Source organism: Pseudomonas sp. M1, from assembly GCF_022760135.1.
Taxonomy (GTDB): domain Bacteria; phylum Pseudomonadota; class Gammaproteobacteria; order Pseudomonadales; family Pseudomonadaceae; genus Pseudomonas; species Pseudomonas citronellolis.
This window is the reverse complement of the sequence record NZ_CP094343.1, coordinates 582,071-604,529: the sequence shown is the minus strand read 5'-3', so window position 1 is coordinate 604,529 and position 22,459 is coordinate 582,071. Positions and strand designations below refer to the sequence as shown.

23 protein-coding genes and 2 pseudogenes are annotated in these 22,459 nt (G+C 59.6%); 8 read left to right on the top strand and 17 right to left on the bottom strand.

Annotated features, from left to right (window positions below; translation table 11 throughout):
* The first annotated feature begins 701 nt into the window (after positions 1 to 701).
* On the top strand, positions 702 to 1,052 hold the full coding sequence (gene osmE, locus PM1_RS02565) for an osmotically-inducible lipoprotein OsmE (RefSeq protein WP_009613351.1): 351 nt from the start codon (positions 702 to 704) through the stop codon (positions 1,050 to 1,052).
* Positions 1,053 to 1,068: 16 nt separating this feature from the next.
* Here the strand turns inward: osmE and PM1_RS02560 are convergent, their stop codons facing one another.
* A complete protein-coding gene (locus tag PM1_RS02560; RefSeq protein ID WP_009613353.1) occupies positions 1,069 to 1,323 on the bottom strand; it encodes a hypothetical protein in 255 nt (84 codons plus the stop codon).
* 112 nt (positions 1,324 to 1,435) lie between these two features.
* On the opposite strand from PM1_RS02560, the gene PM1_RS02555 reads away from it, so the two are divergent.
* Positions 1,436 to 1,891 (top strand): GyrI-like domain-containing protein, encoded by a 456-nt coding sequence (locus PM1_RS02555; protein WP_009613354.1) that lies wholly within the window; start codon positions 1,436 to 1,438, stop codon positions 1,889 to 1,891.
* Between the two features lies 1 nt (position 1,892).
* Here PM1_RS02555 and PM1_RS02550 read toward each other — a convergent pair whose 3' ends face one another.
* Positions 1,893 to 3,965, bottom strand: a complete 2,073-nt coding sequence (locus PM1_RS02550; RefSeq protein ID WP_009613356.1) for an AsmA family protein — start codon at positions 3,963 to 3,965, stop codon at positions 1,893 to 1,895.
* 496 nt (positions 3,966 to 4,461) lie between these two features.
* On the opposite strand from PM1_RS02550, the gene PM1_RS02545 reads away from it, so the two are divergent.
* Positions 4,462 to 4,968 carry a hypothetical protein gene (locus PM1_RS02545; RefSeq protein ID WP_009613357.1) on the top strand — a complete coding sequence of 169 codons (507 nt, stop codon included), beginning with the start codon at positions 4,462 to 4,464 and terminating at the stop codon, positions 4,966 to 4,968.
* Between the two features lie 69 nt (positions 4,969 to 5,037).
* On the opposite strand, the gene PM1_RS02540 is transcribed toward PM1_RS02545, so the two are convergent.
* Positions 5,038 to 6,339: an MFS transporter gene (locus tag PM1_RS02540; protein WP_009613359.1), complete on the bottom strand. Its 1,302-nt coding sequence runs from the start codon at positions 6,337 to 6,339 to the stop codon at positions 5,038 to 5,040.
* A 252-nt stretch (positions 6,340 to 6,591) separates the two neighbouring features.
* Between PM1_RS02540 and PM1_RS02535 the strand changes: the two genes are divergently transcribed.
* The 3 genes and pseudogenes from PM1_RS02535 to PM1_RS31275 all read left to right on the top strand — a co-directional run bounded on the left by PM1_RS02535 (position 6,592) and on the right by PM1_RS31275 (position 8,929).
* A complete protein-coding gene (locus PM1_RS02535) occupies positions 6,592 to 6,837 on the top strand; it encodes a DUF6868 family protein (RefSeq protein ID WP_009613362.1) in 246 nt (81 codons plus the stop codon).
* 172 nt (positions 6,838 to 7,009) lie between these two features.
* Positions 7,010 to 8,074: pseudogene (locus PM1_RS31280) on the top strand (methyl-accepting chemotaxis protein); the annotation flags it as partial.
* Positions 8,057 to 8,929: a methyl-accepting chemotaxis protein gene (locus tag PM1_RS31275; RefSeq protein WP_371263862.1), complete on the top strand. Its 873-nt coding sequence runs from the start codon at positions 8,057 to 8,059 to the stop codon at positions 8,927 to 8,929. The pseudogene PM1_RS31280 and the gene PM1_RS31275, both read left to right, overlap by 18 nt.
* Before the next feature lie 148 nt (positions 8,930 to 9,077).
* Here PM1_RS31275 and PM1_RS02525 read toward each other — a convergent pair whose 3' ends face one another.
* Genes PM1_RS02525 through PM1_RS02515 form a run of 3 tightly spaced genes read right to left on the bottom strand, consistent with a single transcriptional unit; the run spans position 9,078 to position 10,816 of the window.
* Positions 9,078 to 9,737, bottom strand: a complete 660-nt coding sequence (locus PM1_RS02525; protein WP_009613365.1) for a DUF799 domain-containing protein — start codon at positions 9,735 to 9,737, stop codon at positions 9,078 to 9,080.
* Positions 9,737 to 10,108, bottom strand: a complete 372-nt coding sequence (locus tag PM1_RS02520) for a DUF4810 domain-containing protein (RefSeq protein WP_024128116.1) — start codon at positions 10,106 to 10,108, stop codon at positions 9,737 to 9,739. The genes PM1_RS02525 and PM1_RS02520 overlap by 1 nt, the downstream gene beginning before the upstream one ends.
* Before the next feature lie 30 nt (positions 10,109 to 10,138).
* Complete coding sequence (locus PM1_RS02515; RefSeq protein WP_009613369.1) at positions 10,139 to 10,816, bottom strand: CsgG/HfaB family protein; 678 nt, start codon at positions 10,814 to 10,816, stop codon at positions 10,139 to 10,141.
* Between the two features lie 577 nt (positions 10,817 to 11,393).
* Between PM1_RS02515 and PM1_RS02510 the strand changes: the two genes are divergently transcribed.
* Complete coding sequence (locus PM1_RS02510; RefSeq protein ID WP_009613372.1) at positions 11,394 to 12,929, top strand: hypothetical protein; 1,536 nt, start codon at positions 11,394 to 11,396, stop codon at positions 12,927 to 12,929.
* Between the two features lie 409 nt (positions 12,930 to 13,338).
* Positions 13,339 to 13,731: a BRO-N domain-containing protein gene (locus PM1_RS02505; protein ID WP_009613374.1), complete on the top strand. Its 393-nt coding sequence runs from the start codon at positions 13,339 to 13,341 to the stop codon at positions 13,729 to 13,731.
* A gap of 181 nt (positions 13,732 to 13,912) precedes the next feature.
* Here the strand turns inward: PM1_RS02505 and PM1_RS02500 are convergent, their stop codons facing one another.
* From PM1_RS02500 to PM1_RS02450, 11 genes and pseudogenes are all read right to left on the bottom strand, one after another.
* Complete coding sequence (locus PM1_RS02500) at positions 13,913 to 14,332, bottom strand: hypothetical protein (protein WP_152604437.1); 420 nt, start codon at positions 14,330 to 14,332, stop codon at positions 13,913 to 13,915.
* Between the two features lie 177 nt (positions 14,333 to 14,509).
* A complete protein-coding gene (locus tag PM1_RS02495) occupies positions 14,510 to 16,168 on the bottom strand; it encodes an ATP-dependent Clp protease proteolytic subunit (protein ID WP_009613376.1) in 1,659 nt (552 codons plus the stop codon).
* Between the two features lie 173 nt (positions 16,169 to 16,341).
* The gene (locus PM1_RS02490) at positions 16,342 to 16,839 is read right to left on the bottom strand and encodes a hypothetical protein (protein ID WP_152604438.1); all 498 of its coding nucleotides are present in this window, start codon (positions 16,837 to 16,839) and stop codon (positions 16,342 to 16,344) included.
* Between the two features lie 135 nt (positions 16,840 to 16,974).
* Complete coding sequence (locus PM1_RS02485) at positions 16,975 to 17,466, bottom strand: hypothetical protein (RefSeq protein ID WP_152604439.1); 492 nt, start codon at positions 17,464 to 17,466, stop codon at positions 16,975 to 16,977.
* A 185-nt stretch (positions 17,467 to 17,651) separates the two neighbouring features.
* Entirely contained in the window at positions 17,652 to 17,996 is a 345-nt protein-coding gene (locus tag PM1_RS02480; RefSeq protein ID WP_152604440.1) for a hypothetical protein, read from the bottom strand.
* A 357-nt stretch (positions 17,997 to 18,353) separates the two neighbouring features.
* Complete coding sequence (locus PM1_RS02475; protein ID WP_145923954.1) at positions 18,354 to 18,761, bottom strand: hypothetical protein; 408 nt, start codon at positions 18,759 to 18,761, stop codon at positions 18,354 to 18,356.
* Between the two features lie 769 nt (positions 18,762 to 19,530).
* Positions 19,531 to 20,121: a hypothetical protein gene (locus tag PM1_RS02470; RefSeq protein ID WP_178132472.1), complete on the bottom strand. Its 591-nt coding sequence runs from the start codon at positions 20,119 to 20,121 to the stop codon at positions 19,531 to 19,533.
* Positions 20,122 to 20,541: 420 nt separating this feature from the next.
* Complete coding sequence (locus tag PM1_RS02465; RefSeq protein WP_052058985.1) at positions 20,542 to 20,808, bottom strand: hypothetical protein; 267 nt, start codon at positions 20,806 to 20,808, stop codon at positions 20,542 to 20,544.
* 413 nt (positions 20,809 to 21,221) lie between these two features.
* Complete coding sequence (locus PM1_RS02460; protein ID WP_173427884.1) at positions 21,222 to 21,461, bottom strand: hypothetical protein; 240 nt, start codon at positions 21,459 to 21,461, stop codon at positions 21,222 to 21,224.
* Between the two features lie 9 nt (positions 21,462 to 21,470).
* Positions 21,471 to 21,866, bottom strand: a complete 396-nt coding sequence (locus PM1_RS02455) for a hypothetical protein (protein ID WP_152604441.1) — start codon at positions 21,864 to 21,866, stop codon at positions 21,471 to 21,473.
* 239 nt (positions 21,867 to 22,105) lie between these two features.
* A pseudogene (locus PM1_RS02450) lies at positions 22,106 to 22,321 on the bottom strand (IS4 family transposase); the annotation flags it as partial.
* Between the last annotated feature and the right edge of the window lie 138 nt (positions 22,322 to 22,459).

The following is a 22,459-nucleotide window of genomic DNA, read 5'->3' as shown; positions in this document are numbered from 1 at the left end:
GAGTGCGCTGATGTTTCGGCATTAGCCGGCTAGCACGGAGATTACCGACTGAAACCAATCCTCTCGGCACGGACAAGCCCCCTCTCCCTTCAGGGAGAGGGCTGGGGAGAGGGAACGCGCTCAGGTCCAGCTCAAGAGCAATCGGGAAACTCCGTTCGCGAGCAAGCTCGCTCCTACAAAAACAATCACCCCGACACCGCCTGTACCCGAGCCAACGCAGCGTGCCGGCCCTGCGCCGGAGCGTGGCGGCCATGCAACCCAACACTCGCCACGTCGATGGCGACCGCTGAGGCGAAGAAGCGCTACGGCAGAGAGGCAGGCTCTTCGTAGGAGCGAGCTTGCTCGCGAACCGTGCCTACCGGGGACTTTGGGGGGTGGGCTGTAGAGCGCCCTCTCCCTAACCCTCTCCCTGAAGGGAGAGGGGACCGCTGGGCAGACGCTGGTGTTCTGGAGTCAGCCGGCGACGCCGAAAGTTACCGGCTGAAACCATTCCCTCTCTCGGCACGGACAAGCCCCCTCTCCCTTCAGGGAGAGGGCTGGGGAGAGGGAGCGGAGTCGAGCCAAAATACCCAAGCCACCTGGAAACTCCATTCGCGAGCAAGCTCGCTCCAAGCCCCAACCCCCCAGTTTTTTCGAACTCCCCTCCCCACCCCCGACTCGAAACAGCACCACCCACAGGTCCGAGCCGACAAGGAGGCCCCATGTACCGGCAAGCCCTGCTGACCGCCACCGCCCTGGCCCTGCTCGCGGGCTGTTCCCATGAATCCACCCGGGTGCAGAACCCGGTCAACCTGGTGACCTACCGCGACGCGCCGCTGGTGCGCGACGTGCACGACGGCATGAGCAAGGACGAGGTGCTGCGCGTCGGCGGTCCGCCGTCCAGCAGCCAGGCGCGGGCGTACAAGGCCGGTAGCTGCAACAGCTACATCCTCAACAAGGACGGCCGCGAGCAGCCCTACTACGTGACCTTCGACGACCAGGGCAAGGTCGACGGGACCGGCTTCCTCAGTTGTTCCGAACGCGACCGCCACGACCGCGACGCCCACCCCTGAGGCCGGCGGGCGGCGCTCAGCTGAGCGCCGCCACCAGTTCCGCCTTGGTCATCCGCCAGCGCCCGCGCACGCCTGCGCGGGTCGCGCGCGCCAGCAACTCCTTGCGCGTCATGCCCAGCAACTTCTCGGTGGCCGGCTTGCTGCGCCGGGCGAGCCTGGCCAGGGCGTCCACCTCTTCCGGGCTCAGGCCCAGCTTCCCGTACTGCGCCTGAACGTGCGCCCGCTGCTTCTCATGGCGCGCCGTGTGGCCCTGCGTACCGTTGCGAGGCATGGCAATCTCCTTCTGCAAAGGGGGAACAGAGCAATGGACCGGGCGCTACGAAAAATATTCAGCCTTTATCGCTGCCGTCTATCATGCGAGCAGGAAAACAGGAGAGGACCTCATGAAACACCGCATCGTCGAATTGCCCGCCTTCAGCGTGGTGGGCCTGGAATACCGTGGCGACGGCCAGGACGGCAGCATCGGCCAGCTCTGGCAGCGCTTCCTGCCGCGCGAGCACGAGGTCGCCGCGCAGGCCGACGACCGCAGCGCCTATGGCATCTGCGCCCAGGCCGCCGGCGGCGTCTTCCACTACGTCGCCGGGCTGCCGGTGGCGCCGGGTACAACGGTGCCCGAGGGCATGGTGAAGTTCGAAGTGCCGGCGCAGAAGTATGCCGTGTTCACCCACGTCGGGCCGGTGGAAGGCATCGCCGACAGCTTCCAGCGCATCCATGCCGAGCTGCTGCCCCAGCGCGGGCTGGAGCCGCGCCACGCGCCGTCCTTCGAGCGCTACACCGAGCGCTTCCACGGGCCGGACGACACCACCTCGGAAACCGACCTGTACATCCCCGTCTACTGACTCAGCGCTTCGGCGCCCGGGCCGGCTGCTTCATCTGCGCCAGCAGGGCGGCGCACTGGTTGTCCTCGCTCTTGCTCGGCGCGATCAGCGCCAGCAGCCCGGCCGCCGGCCCCGCCGCCACGCCCAGGGCGACCATGCCGGCGCCGCGGGCGATCAGCGGGCCGGCGTGCACCCCGGCCTTCGGGTTCTTGAAGGTGCCCTGCACGTACAGCGGCGAGCGCAACGAGAACAGCCGCACGCCCTTGCTGTGAGGGATGATGTCCAGGTCCAGCTGCTCGGTGGCGAAGTTGCTGGTGCCCTCGACGTTGATGATGGCGTTCTCGGTATCGAAGGCGAAGATCCGCGGCTGGGCCAGGCCCTTGCTGATGCCGACGTCGGCCGCCGCGCAGTTGATCTTCACGTCGTCGTCGCCGAACAGCTTGGCCACCAGGTAGTTGCCGACGTTGAGCCCGGCGATTTCCATCAGCCCCTTGCTGATCCGCCCGTCGTTGATCAGCAGCTTGAGCTCGCCGTTGGCGCCGCCGAGGATGGCCGCCACCGAGTTGCCGGTACCGCTCAGGGCGGCGTCGCCGTTGAGTTCGCCGAAGCTGGTCTGCATGGGCGCGAAGCTGGGGAACAGCTGCTTCAGCTTGAAGCCGCGGGCCTGCAGCTGCACCCGGCTCTGCATCGGCGCCTTGCCGCCGTCCAGGCGGATCTGCGCGGTCAGGCTGCCGCCGGCCACGCCGAAGCGCAGCGGGTCCAGGCGCAGCAGGCCGTTCTCCAGGCGCAGGTGGGTCTGCAGGTCGCTGATGGGCAGTTTGTCGCTGTGGACGATGCGCTTGCCGGCGAACTCCACGTCGGCGTCCATGGCGCGCCAGCGCTCGGTGCGGAATTCCTCCACCGGCAGCACCTTGTCCGCCGGCTGGCGGGTGCTCTGGCCGCGCGCCTGCTTCTGCGCGTTGCTGTCGGCGCCGATCAGCGGGCCGAGGTCGGCCATGCGCAGCTGCTCGGAGGTCAGCTTGCCGCTGAGCCGCGGCCGCGGCTGGCCGTTGACGAAGGTCAGGCTGCCGTGCAGGTCGCTCTCGCCGACCTTGCCGTTGAAGTTCTGGTACTCGAAGCGCGCGCCGTCCGGGTCGTGCAGTTGCGCGCGCAGGCGGCCGTCGGTGGAATAGGCCGGGGTGTCCGGCAGGGTCACGCCGGTCAGCGGGTAGAGGTTGGCCATGCTGTTGCCGGCCAGCTTCAGGCGCAGGTCCAGGGCGCCGAGGTGCAGCGGGTCGGTGAGGGTGCCGACCACCGCGGCGCGGGTGTCGCCCACCTTCACCTCGGCCTGCAGCGGGAACGGCCGGCTGGCGTCTTCCAGGGCCAGCACGCCGCCCACCTTGCCCTCGCCGGCCAGCGGCAGGCCCTTGTAGGTGCCGCGCACCTTCCAGCCGAACACGTAGTCCTGGGTGGCCTGCGCCTGCTCGTTGCCCAGCGCCTTGCCGGCCAGCTGGGCGAAGGGCACCGGCTTGCCGAGGCTGTCCACCAGCACTTCCAGGCGCGTCTTCAGGGTCTGGTCGTCGAAGCCCACGCGGCCCTTGTCGAAGCCGATCTCGCCGATGGCCAGGGACCAGGGCGTGGGCTCCTCGGGCTGCCCCTCTTCCTTGGGCGGCAGGGTGAAGGTCCAGTTGGCGCGGCCATCGGCCAGGCGCAGCAGGTCGGCGCTGGGCTGCGTCAGGCGCACCTGCGGGATCACCACCTGGTGCCACAGCAGCGGCAGCGGCGAAAGGCGGAACTCCACGTGCTTGAGGCTGGCGAACTCGGCCGCGCGGGTCTTGCCCTGCGCCCAGTCGGGGTTGCCCAGGGTGATGTCGCTGGCGGCGAAGTGCGGCCAGGGCACCCAGGCGCGCCAGCCGCCCTCCTCCGGCTCGCGCTGCCAGAGCACCTGCAGCTCGCCGTTGATGGCGAAGGGGCGGCCGATGGCGGCGGAGACCTTGTCGTTGATCAACGGCCGCACGCGGTTCCAGTCGAAGGTGGCGATGAACGCCAGCGCCGCCACCAGCAGGGTGAGCAGGCCGGCAAGGCTGAACAGGCAGATTTTTGCGCCGCGCGTCATGCAGAACTCCTTGTCGCCGCGTCGGTTGGGTGCGCCCAGGCAGGCTCTTCTACCGGGTTGGACCGCAGGGCGCCGGCGAAATGCCGGAAAAATCGCCGGGGCGGAAAATCGAACGCTTCCCCACCGTAGCACGCCACCCCGGCCGCACGCCGGTATCCGCGCATCGATGCAAGCCGACGCCATGCCCCAGAAACAGGCGCAACCGCTCTGGCATGAGGCTTAGCGAGCGACCGGGCCGCTTGCGGCGATAGCCCTGGCCTTTTGCGCTGGTAGATTTATCTAATCGACAGATATTAACAATCACATCGATACGCCCCATCGAGACCATTGATAGAAGTCAATATTCACAATCAATTTATTGTTTTTAAAGGAATAAATTAAACATCATCGGCATCGATAACGACAATTGCCCGGCTTCGTTTTCAAATCGATAATCCAGATTGGATACTGGCTCCGTGTCCAGAACAACACCCCTTTCCTCCAGGAGCCACACATCATGAAACGCACTCTCACCTTCGGTTTCGCCCTTTCCCTGATCGCCGCCAACCTCGCCTTCGCCGCCCCGCAAGTGGCCGAGAACGGTTCCTCCTACAGCGTCGACCGTCTGCACCAGCAAATGCAGGCCCGCGTCGCCGAGAACGGCAGCGGCCAGACCATCGACCGTCTGCACAAGCAACTGAGCGAGCAGGTCCGCGTTTCGGAAAACGGCAGCAGCCAGACCATCGATCGCCTGCACAAGCAAATGGGTGAAGAAGCCCGCGTGGCCGAGAACGGCAGCAGCCGCACCATCGACCGCCTGCACCAGCAGATGGGTGAAGAGGCTCGCGTAGCCGAGAACGGCAGCTCCAACACCATCGACCGTCTGCACAAGCAAATGGGTAGCGAAGAAGCCCGCGTGGCCGAAAACGGCAGCAGCCACACCATCGACCGTCTGCATGGCGCCATGAGCGTTGCCGAATCCGGTGGCGACACCGTCTTCAACGCCCACTTCCGTCAGGCCTGAAGCAACGCGCAGTACACCGCAAGGTGAAAGAAAAGCCCGGCATTCGCCGGGCTTTCTCATGTCTGCGGGTCAGCTCGCCTGGTCGGGCGAACCGTCGGAGCGGCCGATGCTCGGCGGCGCCTCCACCACCAGCTCTTCCGGCACCTCTTCCACCCGCGGGTCGAGGGTGGCGGCCATGGGGCTGACGGTGTCGGGCATGGCCACGTGGTGCAGCGGCGCCTCGTCGACGCGGTGGATGCCGGTGACGCGCCGCGGCTGCACCCAGAAGATCAGCACCAGCGCATAGGCCGACACCAGCATGTAGAACATGCCCGGGCCGAAGTGGCTCATCAGCGCGCCGGCGAACAGCGGGCCGATGCACGCGCCCACCCCGTAGGTGGTCAGCAGCATGGCCGAGAGCGCCACGCGTCGCGGCTGCTCGACGTGGTCGTTGGCCAGGGCCACTGCCAGCGGGTAGAGGGTGAACAGCAGCATGCCGGTGACGAAGCCGTTGGCCAGCAGCGCCCAGTAGGGCAGCTGGATCAGCCCCCACATCGGCGCGGCGGCCACGCACAGCAGCAGCGCGTTGCCGCGGATCAGCCAGCTGCGGTTGACGCGGTCCGACAACCAGCCCAGCGGCCACTGCGCGCAGAAGCCGGCGACGATGCACATGCCGACGAACAGGCTCGACTGCGAGGTGTCCAGCCCGTTGCGGTTGGCGTACACCGGCGCCAGGCCGTAGAAGGCGCCGACCATCAGGCCGGCGACGAAGATGGTGCCCAGCGACTGCGGCACGCGCTTCCAGAAGAAGCCGATCTCCAGCGGCGCCGCCACCAGCTTGGCCGGGTGCACGCGGCGCGTCAGCGCCAGCGGGATCAGGCAGGCGGAGAAGCAGATCGCCACCAGCAGCAACGGCTTGTAGTCCAGCGCCGGGCTCGCCGCCAGCAGACCCTGGCCGAGCACCAGGCCGAGGTCCACCGCCACCATGTAGCCGGCGAACACCTTGCCGCGCTGGTGCCCTTCGGCCTGCTCGTTGAGCCAGCTCTCGATCACCATGTACTGGTTCATCATCACCGCGCCCATCACGAAGCGCAGCGCCACCCAGACCGCCAGGGTGTCGATGAGCGCGTGCAGCAGCACGATCACCGTGGCCAGGCCCGCGCAGGCCACGTAGGAACGGATGTGGCCGAAGCCGGCGATCAGCTTGTGGCCGAACTTGCCGCCGCAGACCAGGCCGAAATAGTAGGCCGCCATCAGGCCGCCGACCCACAGGTCGCCGGCGCCCTCGGCGGTCAGGCGCAGGCCCATGTAGGTGGTGAACAGGCCGGAGCCGGCCAGCATCAGGAGGGTGGCGGTGTAGAGCGCGGGGAAGGTGACGAGCGGGCTGAACATGGGGCTACCTCGCCGGGCGACGCTGCGCACGGCGGACGAGAGGACCAGGGAGAGGGGCCGGGAAACCACGGGCGCAGCGGGGCGACCACCAGCGCGCGGGAACCGGCCGCGGGCCACGCCGCAAAGCCGCGGCACGGCAGTGGCGCATTATCCACGGCGGCCGGCCGCCCCGCCATTGGCCGCGACGTTCGGCGAGCGCCGGAACCGTCCGACATAGACGCCCTCGAATGAAAAAACGCCCGGGAGATCGCCATGAACGTCAGAGACCCGCAGGAATTCCTGCTCTGGTGCACCCTGCTCAACTACGCCGTGCTGCTGCTCTGGTTCGGCGCCTTCAGCCTCGCCCACGACGGCCTGTACCGCCTGCACAAGCATTGGTTCGGCCTGGGCCGGGAAGCCTTCGACGCCCTGCACTACGGCGGCATGGCCATCTACAAGATCGGCGTGCTGCTGTTCAACCTGGTGCCGCTGCTGGCGTTGTGGATAACCGGGGGCTGACCGTCCCCGGAATCGCTCGCCGCGTTTCTGGCGTCAGATTTTTCTTACTTTTCCTACGGTTCCGCCATGCCCTGCCGATAACTCCTCCCTGGCGCGGTGCGCCTTGCCATGGCCTCGACAAGAACAATCTCCGAATGGCCTGCCTTCACCGAACCTTCTTTGGAGATCGTCAATGCATAGCTGGATATCCAACCTGAGCGTGAACCTCAAGTTGGCCCTCGGCTTCGGCGTGGTCCTGGCGTTTACCGCCATCCTCGCCGTGGTCAGCTGGGTCGGCCTGGGCTCGCTGATCGACCGCAGCAACTGGATGAGCGACATCACCGAGCTCAACGCCCGCCTCACCAAGCTGCGCATCACCCGCCTGCAATACATGATCGCCGACGGCGGCGAGCAGGAAGCCGGCGCCGTCATGAGCGCCCTGGGCGAATTCAAGGCGCACCAGCAGAAGCTGCGCGGCTACTTCGTCAGCCCCGAGAACGTGCGCATGCTCGACCAGCTGGGCGGCGTCATCGCCGACTACGAGAAATCCCTGGCCGCCATGCGCAGCGGCTACCAGAACGCCAACGCCACCCGCCGCGCCCTGGAAGGCGAGACCACCCGCGCCGGCGAGCTGACCGCGCAGTTGCAGGAAGACGTGCTCAAGGCCCCGGCCGACGAAGAACGCGCCGCCCGCTACCAGGCCATCAGCCGCACCCGCGAGGACCTGCTGCAGGCCCGCTACGACGTGCGCGACTACCTGGCCACCGCCCTGTCCCGCGATGGCGACGGCGTCACCCGCCACCTCGACGAAAGCCTCGCCAGCCTGCCGGCGCTGGAAAGCACCCTCGGCCCCGACCTGGCGGCCCGCGTGCAGCAACTGGGCGCAGCGTTGCGCGGCTACCGCGAGGGCGTACAGGCGCTGCGGGCAAACATGGCCGCCATCGTCCAGGCGCGCAAGGAAATGACCACCCAGGGCCAGGACATCGTCAAGCTCAGCGAATCCCTCTACCAGCTGCAACTGGACCGCCGCGACATCGAGAGCGCCCGCGCCCGCAACCTGCAGGTGCTCTTCACCCTGCTGGCCCTGGTGCTGGGCGGCCTGGCCGCGCTGGTCATCACCCGGCAGATCACCCGCCCGCTGCACGCCACCATGGAAGTGGTCGACCGCATCGCCGCCGGCGACCTGTCCCGCGACATCCAGGTCGAGCGCCGCGACGAACTCGGCCGCCTGCAACAGAGCATGCAGCGTATGAGCCACAGCCTGCGCGACCTGATCGGCGGCATCCGCGATGGCGTGACGCAGATCGCCAGCGCCGCCGAGCAGCTTTCGGCGGTCACCGAGCAGACCAGCGCCGGCGCCAACAGCCAGAAGGTGGAAACCGACCAGGTGGCCACCGCGATGCACGAGATGTCCGCCACCGTGCAGGAAGTGGCGCGCAACGCCGAGCAGGCCTCCCAGGCCGCCTCCGCCGCCGACCGCGAAGCCCACGACGGCGACCGCGTGGTGAACCAGGCCGTGGAACAGATCGAGCGCCTGGCCGAGGAAGTGGAACGCTCCGCCGACGCCATGCAGCGCCTGGAACAGGAAAGCGAGAAGATCGGCAAGGTCATGGACGTGATCAAATCAGTGGCCGAGCAGACCAACCTGCTGGCCCTCAACGCCGCCATCGAAGCCGCCCGCGCCGGCGAGGCCGGCCGCGGCTTCGCCGTGGTGGCCGACGAAGTCCGCGCCCTGGCCCAGCGCACCCAGCAGTCCACCGAAGAGATCGAAGCCCTGGTCGCCGGCCTGCAGAGCGGCACCCGCCAGGTCTCCAGCGTCATGCTCGGCAGCCGCGAGCTGACCGCCAGCAGCGTGGCCCTGAGCCGCCAGGCCGGCGAATCCCTGGGCAGCATCACCCGCACCGTGTCGAACATCCAGGCGATGAACCAGCAGATCGCCACCGCGGCCGAGGAACAAAGCGCCGTGGCCGAGGAAATCAGCCGCAGCGTGGTGAGCGTGCGCGACGTGTCCGAACAGACCGCCGCGGCCAGCGAGGAAGTCGCCGCCTCCAGCGTGGAACTGGCGCGCCTGGGCGGGCAGTTGCAGACGCTGGTGAGCCACTTCCGCGTCTGATCGGAATCGTCTGATTGCCCCGCCAGGCCCGCCTGGCGAAAGCTGGGCGGGCCCTTGCTGAGGGCGGATGGGTCACGGCAAGGACACCGGGCCCATCCTTGCCGACGGCAGAAGAGACAACCTCATCCCCTCGCCCGGCCTCGGCGGGTCAGTCGGTGCCGTACTTCGGCGAACGCGGGCCGTACAACAGCGCACCCGGCCGCCCGGCGGACAGCAGGCGCTGGCTGGCGACACCGGCGATGGGGTAGCCGGCATCGTCCTGGGCGCTGCTGATGATCTGCTTGACCGCCGCGGTGATCAGCATGCCCAGCAGGCCGCCGTTGTTATTGCTGCTGCCCTCCTCGCTGGAGGCGGTGGCGCTTCCCGTCCACAGGGTGGTGCCGGTCTTCAGGTCCACCAGCTTGGCCCCGGCGGTCACCACGGTCGCGCTGCTCAGCACCATGTAGCTGGTGCCGTACTGCGTCACGGTGATGTACAGGGCCGCATCCGCACCGAAGATTTCCTGCAGCTTCGCCGGGGACACCGCATGGATGTCCGCCGGGGTGGAGAGGCCGTTCTGGCGGAACGTCTCGGCCACCAGCGCCACCGGCAACACGTAGTAACCGGCCTCGGCGAGCGGGAAGGTCACCTGCGAGAGCATGCTGTAGGTCGCCTTCACGTCCGGCGAATCGTTCAGCGGCGGCAGCACCAGGATCGAGCGCGGCCGGGCCTGCTTGTAGGCCGAGTAGTCGACGGTCTTCTGCGGCGCGCAACCGGCGAGCAGCGCCAGCGCGAACAGGGCCAGCAGGGTCTTGATCGGGTTCCACATCACTTGCTACCCCCTTGCCTTGCGTTCTTCAGCAGAAAATCCATGTAGGCCGACGACTCCGGGAACAACGCCTTCTCGGTATTGAACTGCTGGACCATCTGGTCGTCCTTACCCAGGCTCGAATACAGCAGGCCCAGTTGCGCGTGATAGCCCGGCGGAACATGGCCGTCGGTGGCGGCGATCTTCTGCAGGTCGCGCTCCAGCGCCTCGGCCTGCGCCTCCTTCGCCTCGCTGGTGAAATAGTCGTGGACCTGGGACTGGTAGCTTTCCCACTGGTACAGCGTCTTCGGCGAGGAACATCCGGCAAGCGACGCCACGCCTGCGCACACCAGCGCCACCAGGCAGCCCCTGGCAACAAAGTTCTTACCCATGAACATCACTACTCCCTGCTTTTCTTCGGGTTATCGGGCCGGGTTCCAGGCGCCGCTGTCCACCGCGTTCACCAGCTTGTTCACCGCCTCGCGCATGGCCAGGTCGAGGACCTTGCCGTTGAGCGTGGAGTCATAGCTGGCGGTGCCGCCGAAGCCGATGATCTCGCGGTTCGACAGCTCGTACTCGCCCGCCCCCTGCGAGGAATAGACGACCTCGGAGGTGCTGATGTTGACGATGTTCAGCGCGACCTTGGCATAGGCCACCTGGGTCTTGCCGCGCCCGAGGATGCCGAACAACTGGCGGTCGCCGACTTCCTTGCGGCCGAACTCGGTGACGTCGCCGGTCACCACGTAGTCGGCGCCCTTGAGCTGCTGGGCCTGGCCCTTGATCGCGGCTTCCTGCTGGATCTCGCTCATGTTGTCGCGGTCCAGCACGTTGAAGCGGTTGGTCTGCTGCAGGTGGGTGATCAGGATGGTCTTGGCCTGGCCGCCAAGGCGGTCGACGCCATCGGAGAAAATCCCCCGCATGTAGCTGGAGCGGTTATCGAACTTGCCCACCGCGATGGGCGAACGCACGCCGGAATACGGCTTGTTGACGCTCTCCACCTGCTGCACCGGCAGCGCCCTGGAGCTTTCCGTGGCACAACCGCCGACCGTCAGCAGGGCGGCGGACGCCACGCCCAACAACAAGCCCCGGGACATTTTCATCTTCACACTGCATTCCCCCTCGGAAATCCAATAAACAGGGCCGCCAGCCAATGCCGACGGCCGACCTCTCAATGGCCAGGCAATGCCATAGAGCCACCATGGCAACCGGAGCCACGATGGGCCCGGGCACCCGACGCGCACGGCGGAACCCATGCGCGCAGGCATGCGAGGAAGGAAAGTTCGAGCACGGGAAACGCAGCCGCTACAGGACGTACCGGCGTGAACGGCAGGAAGAGGCGAGACAAGGCCTGGCATCCAGCCTGTGGGAATGAACTGCATCCCGTCGATCCTTCGAAAACATCTTGTTACCTGGCCGCGCCATTAAAACACAAGCATTGAGCCACCACCCATACCACCTACGTGGAATCAGAAGTGCCTCAAGAAATCCTCTTCGCGCAGTGGACGGAACCGCGGCGCCAGCACGGCGCTCCTGGCCCTGGCGAGCACATCGGCGCGCAACAGTCCATGCAAAAAGCCCTTTCCCCAGCGTTTTTCAGATGCGTCCTAAACCCATCGCATAGCGAAGCAAGCAGTCTCCGGGCAAGTTCTGGAGAACCGCAACCTAGAGCCTTCCGCGATGAAAACGCAGTCGAACGACGCCACCCGGCGCCCCGACGTTGCCTACCTGGCAACCCGGACACGAGCCCTCTACCACCGCCTGGTCGACCTGGATTCCGCACGCCTGCCGCCAGCCACACGCCTCAAGCAACTGGAGCGTTCGCGAGCGGAAGTCTTCGACCTGGGGCACAACCTCGCCGAACTGCTCGGCGACCGACGGGGCAGCACCGAGCGACGGCGGGCGGACAAGGCGGCGCAACTCATCGCCGCCCTGCACCGTCGGCTGATCCAGGGCTACTGGGCCCTGGCCCGGGGCGAATGCACCGAGGCGCAACTCAAGGCACTGCTCTTGCAGCGCACGCTGCGCAGCGCCCAGGAAATCCACTTCAGCGCCCTGCTCAACGGCCAGGAGGCACCGGCCGGTTTCTGGCGCCTGCTCCATCGCCTCTACGCCAAGGCCCGGCAGGCGTCGCTGCAGGACATCGACGTGAAGGACCCGGAAATCCCGGAAGCCCGCAGCCAAAGCATCAGCCGCGGCTACCTCGGCGCCCTGCTGCTGGCAAGCTCGGCCCCCCTGCAGATGCCCGGGGAAGCCTTGCAGGTGCTGATCGAATCCCTGGAAACGCTCGCCTCGACGGCCCGCCTGGGCAATGCCCGCGACACGGACCGCTGGATCATCGCCAGCGACCGCGACCAGGCGTTCCTCGACATCGACAAGGCGCCCGCCACCGAGGGCCAGCTGGCGCTGCAACTGGACGAAGCGATCAAGGTGATGCAGCACTTCAAGGGCCTCGGCGGCGCCAAAGAGGGGTTCGACCTCAAGGACCACCTGCTGCGCAGCTGGCGCGGCCAGCCGCCCGGCGCCGACTGGGAAGCCTGCCACGGCTTCGGCGCACTCCTGGAGCACCTGGGCGCCGGCAAGGACGAGGCCGCCCTGGACGCCCGCCACTTCGCCCTCCAGGCCAAGGCGCAGGACGTCTGGGCAATCCACAGCGACGGCCGGGCCGGGCTCGACGAAGAAGTGCCGCACCTGGAACCCATCGAATTCAAATCCCCCAGCGAAAGCGCCGCCGAAAGGCCCCCGGTCATAGCGCTGAGCCAGGTCACACCCCTTTCCAACGGCGTATCCGCGCTCTGGAGCAACGGCGCCCCCCCACCGCCCAAGGCCGGCGACCTGCTCGGCATCCGCCCCGGCTCCGAAGCCCCCTGGCAACTGGCGCGCGTCGACAGGGCAACCCCGGCAGGCAACGGCCAAACCCAGCTGACCCTCGCCTGGCTCTCGAAACATCCCCGTGCCTGCCGCATCACCCTGCGCAGCAAACTGCAGGAAAGCGCCCCGCGCAACGCCCTGCTGCTGGACGACGCCGGCATGACACGCATCCTCTGCCCCACGCTGCCGCTGGCCAGCGGCAAGAAGCTGCTGGTGGAAGAAGCTGAAAGCCGCTACATCGCCCTGCTCGGCGAGGCGCTGGACGGCGGAGCGGAGCCGGCCAGCTTCAGGTTGCAGCGCCTGGACATCGAAGTGGAGGCAGAGCCGGCTGGCAGCCCGGGATAAATCCGCCGCCTTGTCGCCAAGGCCCGTCCTACAGGGAATTTCGGAAATTATCCGTCTTCCGCCGCTCCAGCGACCTGCCTATCCTGCCCCGGCCACGGTCAGTCCCGTGGCCGGGTTTGACAGTCCGACGAATAGGCGCGATGCGCCAGAAGGTGCAGGCGAAAACGGCGAACGTTTTCGCAGGCTCCCGCACACCTGCAGTTTTCTGCTGCAATCCTCCATGGCGGATCGTGCGGGGGAGACCTTCGGGTCTGCCGGTTCCTATTCCCGGTCTGTCACCTCCGCACGGTCCGCCTCCATTCGACTGACAGCGGATGGCGGCGGCTCCTCAATGGAATAGGAGTCCGACAATGCACGACGCATACACCCCAACCACCTTCATTCGCCACGGCCGCCCCTGCGCGGCGTGATGATCGACAACCAACCCTGGTTCGCCGCCCAGGACCTCGCCCGCCTCCTCGGCTTCGGCTACCCCCAGCGCTTCCACTACCGCTTCCGCCCCCACGAAACCCGCCGCATCCACGTCCGCTACGCCACCGACAGCGAAGAACCGCTCGACATGATCAACGAAGCCGGCCTCTACAAGGCCCTGATCCGCTTCGGCCACCCGGAAAGCCAGCACCTGGACCAATGGCTGAGCCGCGAAGTCATCCCCACCCTGCGCGACCAACACGCCCCCGACCACCACACCCCCCGCCGCGTACTGATGAGCTGGCAGGCACGCCGGGTGATGTTGCTGGATTGGCAAGGGGAGCTGTGGGTGCCGCTGGAGGAGATGCCGAGGTTGATGCTGGATCGGTGAGGGGCAGGAGCGGCTATTTACTGGTTCAGGAAAAAGGGGATGGGCTTATTCTCTGAAAGTAGAAAATAAGTCTGCCTCTTTCCCCTCTGACTCTAACCGCCGGATCAATTTAAGAGCAGAAAAACGAACTCATGCCCTTTTCCTTTTTCAGTCTGGCGTTTCACCAAGAGTCACCAAATTGCTAGCAGTCGACACTCTTTTGCTTGGCTTCCAACGCTTTAATCGCCCGCACACCTAGAAACGAGAAGCCAATAAAAGCAAACACAACCAGATGCATAGCCAGGCCAGCCCAAGACTGAACATAAAAGGCAAACAGTGTGTCAGCTATATATGCAATCAGCGGAACGATCAGAATCCTGGGGATTACTCTCGAAGCGTAAGCGATAGCGGCGAGAATGGCAGCCGCAACCAAGTGCAGCGCAGCACCAGGAATAGCGAATGGTAAAATTAAGCCGGCAAGGATCACCACGTCATGGTGCATGATCAGAAATATTCCATTTGCAGCGGTGAAGCCTGCAATCCAGTATGTCCAGTTACGAGGCGTCTTGCGCAGACGTTGCATACGGAACGCTAGTACTTTGGGATCGTGCATCTCAGTCATATTTGAATTTCCCTATAGCAATTTACAAGATAGCGGTTAGTGTAGAGAGCGACAACTGAGCACCTTGACAGCCCTCATCTTTAATAAGAATTGGCAGGTTTATTTTCGCAACCCCACCCCGTCTGCCCAATCTGACTTAGAGCAGAAAAATCAATAAGCCCCTTTCAATCCATCTGTCTATTTCTCACTCGATGGATTCGCCCCGCTCAGTAGAAGCCGAAAAACATCACCTACACGCTCCGCCCCTTCAACAGCGAGAAACTCCCGGTACATCCCACTAAACGACTCGCAAATCAACTTCGGTTGATCACGGTACTTCGCCTGGTCTCGAAGAACCTCAAGCGCACCGGGCTGCTTATCTTCCAGCCGTCCCAGCGCCAACCGCAGATCCTGCTGAGCCTGCGACGTATTCATACTTGAACGCGGCGTCAACGACGCGGCTTCAATCAAGGCAGCAAGAGCATCGACATCCGACATCAACAGCTTCATTGGCAGAAGCTGCTGGAAATCGGGTAGGCGACCAGAGGGGTTACCCAATGCAAAATCAACGCAATATTGCGGATTGATGGTCTCCAAAGCAGCCATCTCTGCGAGTTGGGTCTCCCAATAGTGAGCCAGTTCGGGGCCAGGCGCCTTTCGGAGATAATCGGGTACGGCCTCCCGCAGTTTCTCGTTTGCCAGCCGCTGCAACTCAGTGGACGACAACCCCTGTCGTACTCCCGTGTCCAGGCTTTCCTTGAGAGCCGTATAGCGACCGGGGTCGTGCCGGGCAATGGCTTGTAACACGGGAGTTCCCTGCAAATATCGCTCTAGTCCCTGCCCGTCCTGCCTTGGCATCCCGGGCGACGTGGCATAGTTTCGGGAGTCCACCACATCCGTAATGATGTACTCACGCTTGAGTTCAGCGCTGTCGGGGAACCACAGCTTGTCGGGGGAAGTGGTGATGGCCTTGAAGATGAAGACAGGTGAGGCTCCTCGACTCTTGAGCGCCCGGCTGAATACATCATTCAACTCGGAGTTGGGTTGATTGGAACCAACAAGGCTGGGGCTGTGGAAACCAATCCTGCCTTTCTCTCCCAGCAAACGCTCTTGGCCCGCCAGGAAGGCCAATGTGCAGGCACTTATGCAATCGCCCGAAGTGTAGGTTTTTAATCCTCTAGTGCGAATGAGGTCGGCGATGGACATCGCCTCTTTGACCAGCCCCCCCGAACTGTTCAAGTGGATGATCGTTACACGCGGGTGCTCATCGAGGCTCTTTTTCAAAGCAGCGAAGGTGCCAAAAGGAATTCCTCCGGCAAGCTCCAGTTCCGTATCGTCCCGCATCAGGCTGAGGCGATAGGGAGGAATAGGGCTCTGGCCCAAAGCCAAGGTCAAAGTGGACCTGATGACAGGGACCCCTTCCGTAACTACAGACGCCAGCGTCTGTATCAAGCCAATGGCTACCAGTATGCGAGCGGCCGTCGCCCAGAATGCCGTTCCGCCGCGAGTAACATGCCGCGATGCGGAGCGCCAGATGCCGACTACCTGCCAAACCGTTACCACCAGCAGCAGGCCATAAAGCGAGATAATCATCGCGCAGGACATCATGGGACCTATCACCGCCCCTTTCATTACGACCTGCAGCGCCCATAATGCTGCCATGCCGGCAACGGTCACCAGCGTTCCATTGATCCAGTAGGAGCGGGCCAAGGAATACTCCCCGCGCCAGTGTCTGGTTATTAAATTTCCGGAACGAGGTAAATGCTCGTCATGCTTTTGTTCTGACGCGCAACCAACTGCGAGACAGGCCTTCAGAGAATCCTGTTCCTGCTCGGTGGAAGATTCGACTTGCTCCATATTTTATCCTTGCCACTCCTTACCACAACAAACTGAATCGTGAAAACATGGGACGACTGCCTCATTCCTGCAAAAAGGATTTATTTTATTGCTTTAGCCCTCCCCGCCAGATCAGTTTTAGAGTAGAAAAATAAACCTGCCCCCCTTTTCGCCCAAAAACCTGGGGGCCCGAGTCAAGATGTGAGTTCCAATCGAATAAACAAGCAAGAAACTCCCATCTCAACAATTCCAACTATAGAACCACTAGCGAACTCAACAAACACTTGATTCTCACTAAAAAAACTTTCAGGCCCTATATATACCCAACCTCTACCAGAGTCTCTGATAACTGTCCAATCTCGTGCCCCGGGGATTTCATGTGAAACACCCTGAACCAACTGCACACCAGAAAACTCAACACGAACCTCTCCACAGACAGCCTTAGGAGGCTCTACGCTTCCATCTACAACATTAACTAACGGGAAAAACCCCCAAGGATAAAGAAGGGCACCTGTTTCAACACTAGTCTCAAGCTGCAAGCTGTGAGCTAATAAAGATATACACCCTTGAGTACCAGCCTTCAAATTTAATTGCTCAGATGATGAACAAACAAAATCTATTGCATACTCATCCTCCCTATAGAAAATCTTTCCATGCAAAGGACCAGCACCCTTTAAATAGAAAAATCTCATAGCCCCATCTACAATGAACTCCTAAACAGGCGAAAAGGGATTTATTTCTCACCCCCTAATCCTGCCCAGTCAGCCAGCTTTAGAGTAGGAAAAGTAAATCTTTTCGAACATATAACCATCACTATCTCTCGTTTTCTATCCCCCCAGAATCAAAGCCCCCCCTGTCAATAGCTGCCTCTCAAGTGAATCAGCCACCAGGATACCCTCTTCATATTCTTCCAAATTATCTGAAAGCCAGCTTTCACCATCCCTAACCAAACAAAACTTAACTACCGCCCCAAACTCATCGCAAGAAATGATAGCTTGAAGCTTCCTACAACCTGTCCCTTCAGCCCCCCGCCAACTCTCGAATAGAGCTTCCACAAATAGACAGGCCTGTAAAACAAAATCCGAAGCCACATAGTCGTCTATGTGAATTGAATTGATGAAGCATTCATAACCAGTCCTATCTGGAAAACTATCTAAACGAGAATTTCCGTCTCTGGTTTTAAGGGCGGCCAAGAATGCGCATCCATCATCTATAACAAATCCACCAGCAAGCAGATCGAGTAAACTTTCAGCGAGAGACTCTTCCCCTCGACTGATACCTCCCACCACCTCTTTGAATTTTTTATTTGCCGCTATCAAAGTGACTATCCCAAATACTTTTCCATACCTTTAACTATATAGCCCGACTAAATCGCCCACCATCCAGAAGCTTGTTTACAGATCTCACGAAAAGGACACATTTATTTTCATTACTCTAATCTTGCCGTCAGATCAGATTTAGAACAGGAAAAAGTAAATCCGCCCCCTTTCTGGTCACTTTTTAACTAAACTCCCGACAGAAAGTCACTATACCTTGCTGGCAAGACATACCCCTCTGGGATTGAAGGCCATGATTTTTGCCCATTGACCAAGAGCATATCATCTATCAAATCCTGATAAAGACCTGAGATATTTAGCGCAGAAACTCTAACTCTAGTTAAGGCACACTGCATTGCGACTTTATCATCCACCTCGACCGTTCTTCTAAATAGAGCCACGGCCAATCGAAAATCCTCTAAATAACCTTCATACCTTCTAGCAACATCTGACACATTTAAGCCTTCCGCGATACCACTTTCGAAACTTGTTCTCAACAGCAGTTTCTCTAGAGTTATAATGCTTTCAATCATTTCGACCTCCTTCCTAGAAAAAGGGATAAATTTATTTTTCCTACTCTAATTTCGCCCCGCCGGCCCTCGCCTCTCAATTTGCAAGCCTGTCAGGTGCTCCACTCCAGTCGAATAATTCAGGGCCGGTTAGCAGGTTGAAGAAGGCGTAAGCGTCCGTATTCGATGTATACCGACGGGCGCGCTGCTGTTGATGAATGACGGCCTGGCGCCTAGGATTCATCTGGGCTGCTCCTTGGGCGCGGTGTGTGTTCGCAACTATCACCGTAGACCAAGAGCAGCCTTTCTTTTCTGGATCAATCAGTTAGCGCTTAAGTAAGAGCCATTCAAATCTGCTCCTTTTTATTTTGGAGCCTTTCGCTAGATGGAAACTATTCGAAATATAGATGGAAGTTTCAAACACAAAACCTCGACCCATTCGTTCTGCGTCAAAATTGCCACATGTTTTATTTGGTCTCGCGGATAGATCCCGCAGCTTTGCCCATTAAACCAGTCTAGAAACTCAGAATTCTCTACAAGTACAACTGGCCCCACAGGGCCATCAACCTCATCAGCTGTCCAAGTTGTACACAGATAAGAACCCTCGTCCATGCTGCGTTGAGCTAGAGGAGTACCCTCAAAATTAATTTCTATTTTTTGCGCATCTTCCTGCGAAAACTCGGCCACCAATATCCGATATCCTTTTCTATCATAATATAAGCCAACAAAATCCAGCCGTTCAGGAAGCACAAATTCCGTTGGAAATCTTCTATGAATACGCGTTCCCATAGCATCAATACCTAATCTTTACCGACTCACTTGGATACGAGAAAAAGGGGAAAGCTTTATTTAAATCGCTTTTCGATTTCTTATTTCCGGTCAAGATCAGCATTCCCTGTTCTACACATACCTAATTTGAACCAAGTCTTATGCCTTACTCAACCTTAGCCTTTCCTATCTTAGCAACTACTTTTGCACCAGTTAAACCTCTACCAAAACAGCCTCCCTCAATAAATCCATGGATTTTCCATCATGCATAAAGAGACAACTCTCGGCTTCCAACACACTAAATCCACAATTCCCACAATTAAAATAGACACCAACACAAATATCAGAAGCGCACTTAAGCCTATATTCAAACACCGAAAATACACACTCCCCCAAATACCTATCAAGAAGATTTACTTCCCGAACAGGATAGGCAAACTCATCATTAATATCACACAAATCTAGGAGTTTCGGCTCAACTGCCTCGCTATGATAAAGAGCCACCCCCTCACCAATTGTGAGCGAAAACCATCTAGAGTCCGAGGTCTTAAAAAACAAAACCAAACAGGCACATACCAAATCCCCACTCATATAAAAGGATCTAACCCTAAACCCGCTGAATTCTTTACCTAGAAAATCCATCACCATAGACCAAATTAAAATTTGAAAAAAAGGGGACAGATTTATTTATCACACCCTAATCCTGTCCAGTCAGCCAGCTTTAGAGTAGGAAAATAAATCTGCCCCCTTTTCGACATCCCCACAATAACGGTCCATTCCGTTTCTTGCCTTAACGATCAGAGTTCTCTATATGAAACGACTCCGCACAGATTTCCAGACTCATCCATCCCGGCCCAGGCGAAACACCGATTACCCCCTCAAGAAAATACTCTTTAGCCATCCCTCTACCCACAGACCTGTGGCCAATCTCTTGCACGAACTCAGTACCGGAAGGCGATGTACGATCGGACGAATACTTACAAATGACTCGCCTCGAAAAACTCACACCCAAAAATACAAGCCAACACCCCCCAACATACTCATGCATAGCATATGAACTTTCCTCTTTACTTTTATATTCAACCCATTCTCCATTCTTATTACGAGCATTTAAAAGCCCATCTACAAGCTCCCACTCAACATATTCAGCATCTCTAGCGGGATCATATATATAGTGAACCGGAAAAATGCTTTCCACTTTAGAAAATTCATCCTCTTCACACTCAACAATTTGAGTTAGCTCGCCCTCTCCGATCAACTTTGATCTTTTAAGCATCAATCCCTTCTCGACAAAGACCCGAACAACCCCATCTTTAACAACACAATCTCCGTACGTACAATCAAACGTAACCAGAGAATCAAAATCCACTAAAATCATCATCTTACTTTCTCTAAAACTATGGTTTTCACACTATCTAAATTAGTAATGACACTACCATCTGCACGTAAAAAAGTTTGCCCCGCGAAGCGCGGCATCTAAAGGCCCATCCTGAATAACTCGCAACCCTAAAGACTCAAGATCAGCTGCACTTTAAGCGAAAAGGGGATAGATTTATTTCTCATACCCTAATCCCGCCCAGTCAGCCAGCCCTAGAATAGGAAAAATAAATTTGTCCCCTTTTCTCTTTCGGCTCCAGCTGGTTACCCCAGATGATGCTCCGTCACCGCGCAAAACGGCCCCTACGCGACTTTTAGCGCTGTAAACTGCAGCCCAGGACGAGCCAGGCCAGCAGAAACAGGCCCAGCCAGAACAGCGGATTTTGCCGGTTCAGGGTGTTCATGTCGGGCTATTTATCTACGACTACAACAAGTTTAAACCACATGCAGAGATAAAGTCTGACAATGGCAACTCAGTAGAGCTTTCAACACCTGACGAAAGGGCATCCTGCAACTTAACCACCCCCCTCTCAAAGTCAAGAGCAACATCAAAACAATTAAACTCAAATTCCCTGATTAAAACATTATCCGAGCGTACCCTTTCATCAATCGCCCTATTCAAAACAGAGCGCACACTAGAATTAAACTCCTGAGCGATAAACTGCTCCATTAGAGAACCACCGTTAGCCATGATTACCTCCCTAATTAGAGTTAGAGCGGGAACGCCGTCTGAATCACCCCATCACGAACATTAACCTTAATCGTGGAGGTTGGGGCGCCCGCAGAATTAATCCCTATGACCCTTCCTGCGTTGTACTCGATAACATAACCGCCAGGACCATTGGGAGAGACCTTCCCATATCTCAGCGCGCTGTCTACATAGCTGGAGACACCCTTAAGAGATGTTCCCTGAGAAAACTTACTAACATTCGATAAGCCTGAATCTGGTCCACGGCGATAGAACACGTGCTCAATACAAGTCATCAAGCCACCGTTGTTGTACGTGCTCGCCCCCCAAGATTTCTCTATTTGTCTTGGTCCTGGCAAAGCTTTGATCGCATCATCTGCGACACCCGCTTTTCCAGTCCCTTTTGCACCAAAAAATTACTGAACAAGTGACTCTCTTGCCAGCTTTAAAGACTCCAAAAAACCATCCAATGGAACTCGCAATATAGAATTTTTCAAGTCAGCAAACACTTCAAGCTGAAGACTGTCAACTCCCATGTCTTGACTTACCTGCGCAACTGGCTCTCCTTTGTACCGAATCTCTGCAGTTAAATTCTCATAGCGCGAATCGCTATATCGCACAATTTCAAAATCAGGATTGCTTTCAAGTATTATCATTCTAATCACTTAATCCACAAATCCAGAGAGCGAGCCATCACTATTATAGCGAAGCCCTCGGCTATCGGGTGCTCGGACCTCAAGGCCACCCCGCCCCAAATTTGTGAGTGTTGATTTAGGATTATTAAGAATCTCATCAACTATCTGCTGAGCAGTTTCATTCTGCTGCTTAATACCGCCAGAAAGCTTAGGGAATGTCCCCGTTTCTCTCTGTCCGGATGCATGCTTAGTCAATGCTCTAGCCGCCTGTGTTAAACCCTCTTTATTAATAGGATTCGAAGCGGCTGCTGCAAGATCATCAACACTGCGGCCACCGAAGATCTGAAGAGCCGTCGCCGATCCTTTTGCAGCAACAGCCTCTATGGCGCCATCCCCAACCCATTGAGGATAGCCGTAGCTCCCCACAACACCTGCTCACCAGTGCTAGGCACCGCACCGGATATAGGATTCGCTCCTCCCGCTGCACGGTAGATCTGGCAGGCGGTCGCAGCTACACCAAAGCCACCGCAGCCAACATCGAATGCGTCCGCCGTCCATTGCTTCAGGGCAGCATCCGCTTGAGCCCCAATGCTCTGCTGTTGCGCTTTTCCTATCTGAGCCTGCTCGTCCGAGGCAGGGAGCCGGCTATCATTGACCGCCTTCTAGCAGGAACGGTCGGCACTCAAGGCCTGGCCCATGAACATGGACAACGTCTCTGTCGGCGGGAACAAGCGCTCCCGATGAACCGGCAGCAACGACTCGACAGGGTCGAATAATTCAGGGCCGGTTAGCAGGTTGAAGAAGGCGTAAGCGTCCGTATTCGATGTATACCGACGGGCGCGCTGCTGTTGATGAATGACGGCCTGGCGCCTAGGATTCATCTGGGCTGCTCCTTGGGCTCGGTGTGTATTCGCAACCATCACCGTAGACCAAGAGCAGCCTTTCTTTTCTGAATCAATTAGTTAGCACTTAAGTAAGTGCCATTCAAATCCCTTTTCTCACCTTTCGCACTTTCGCTT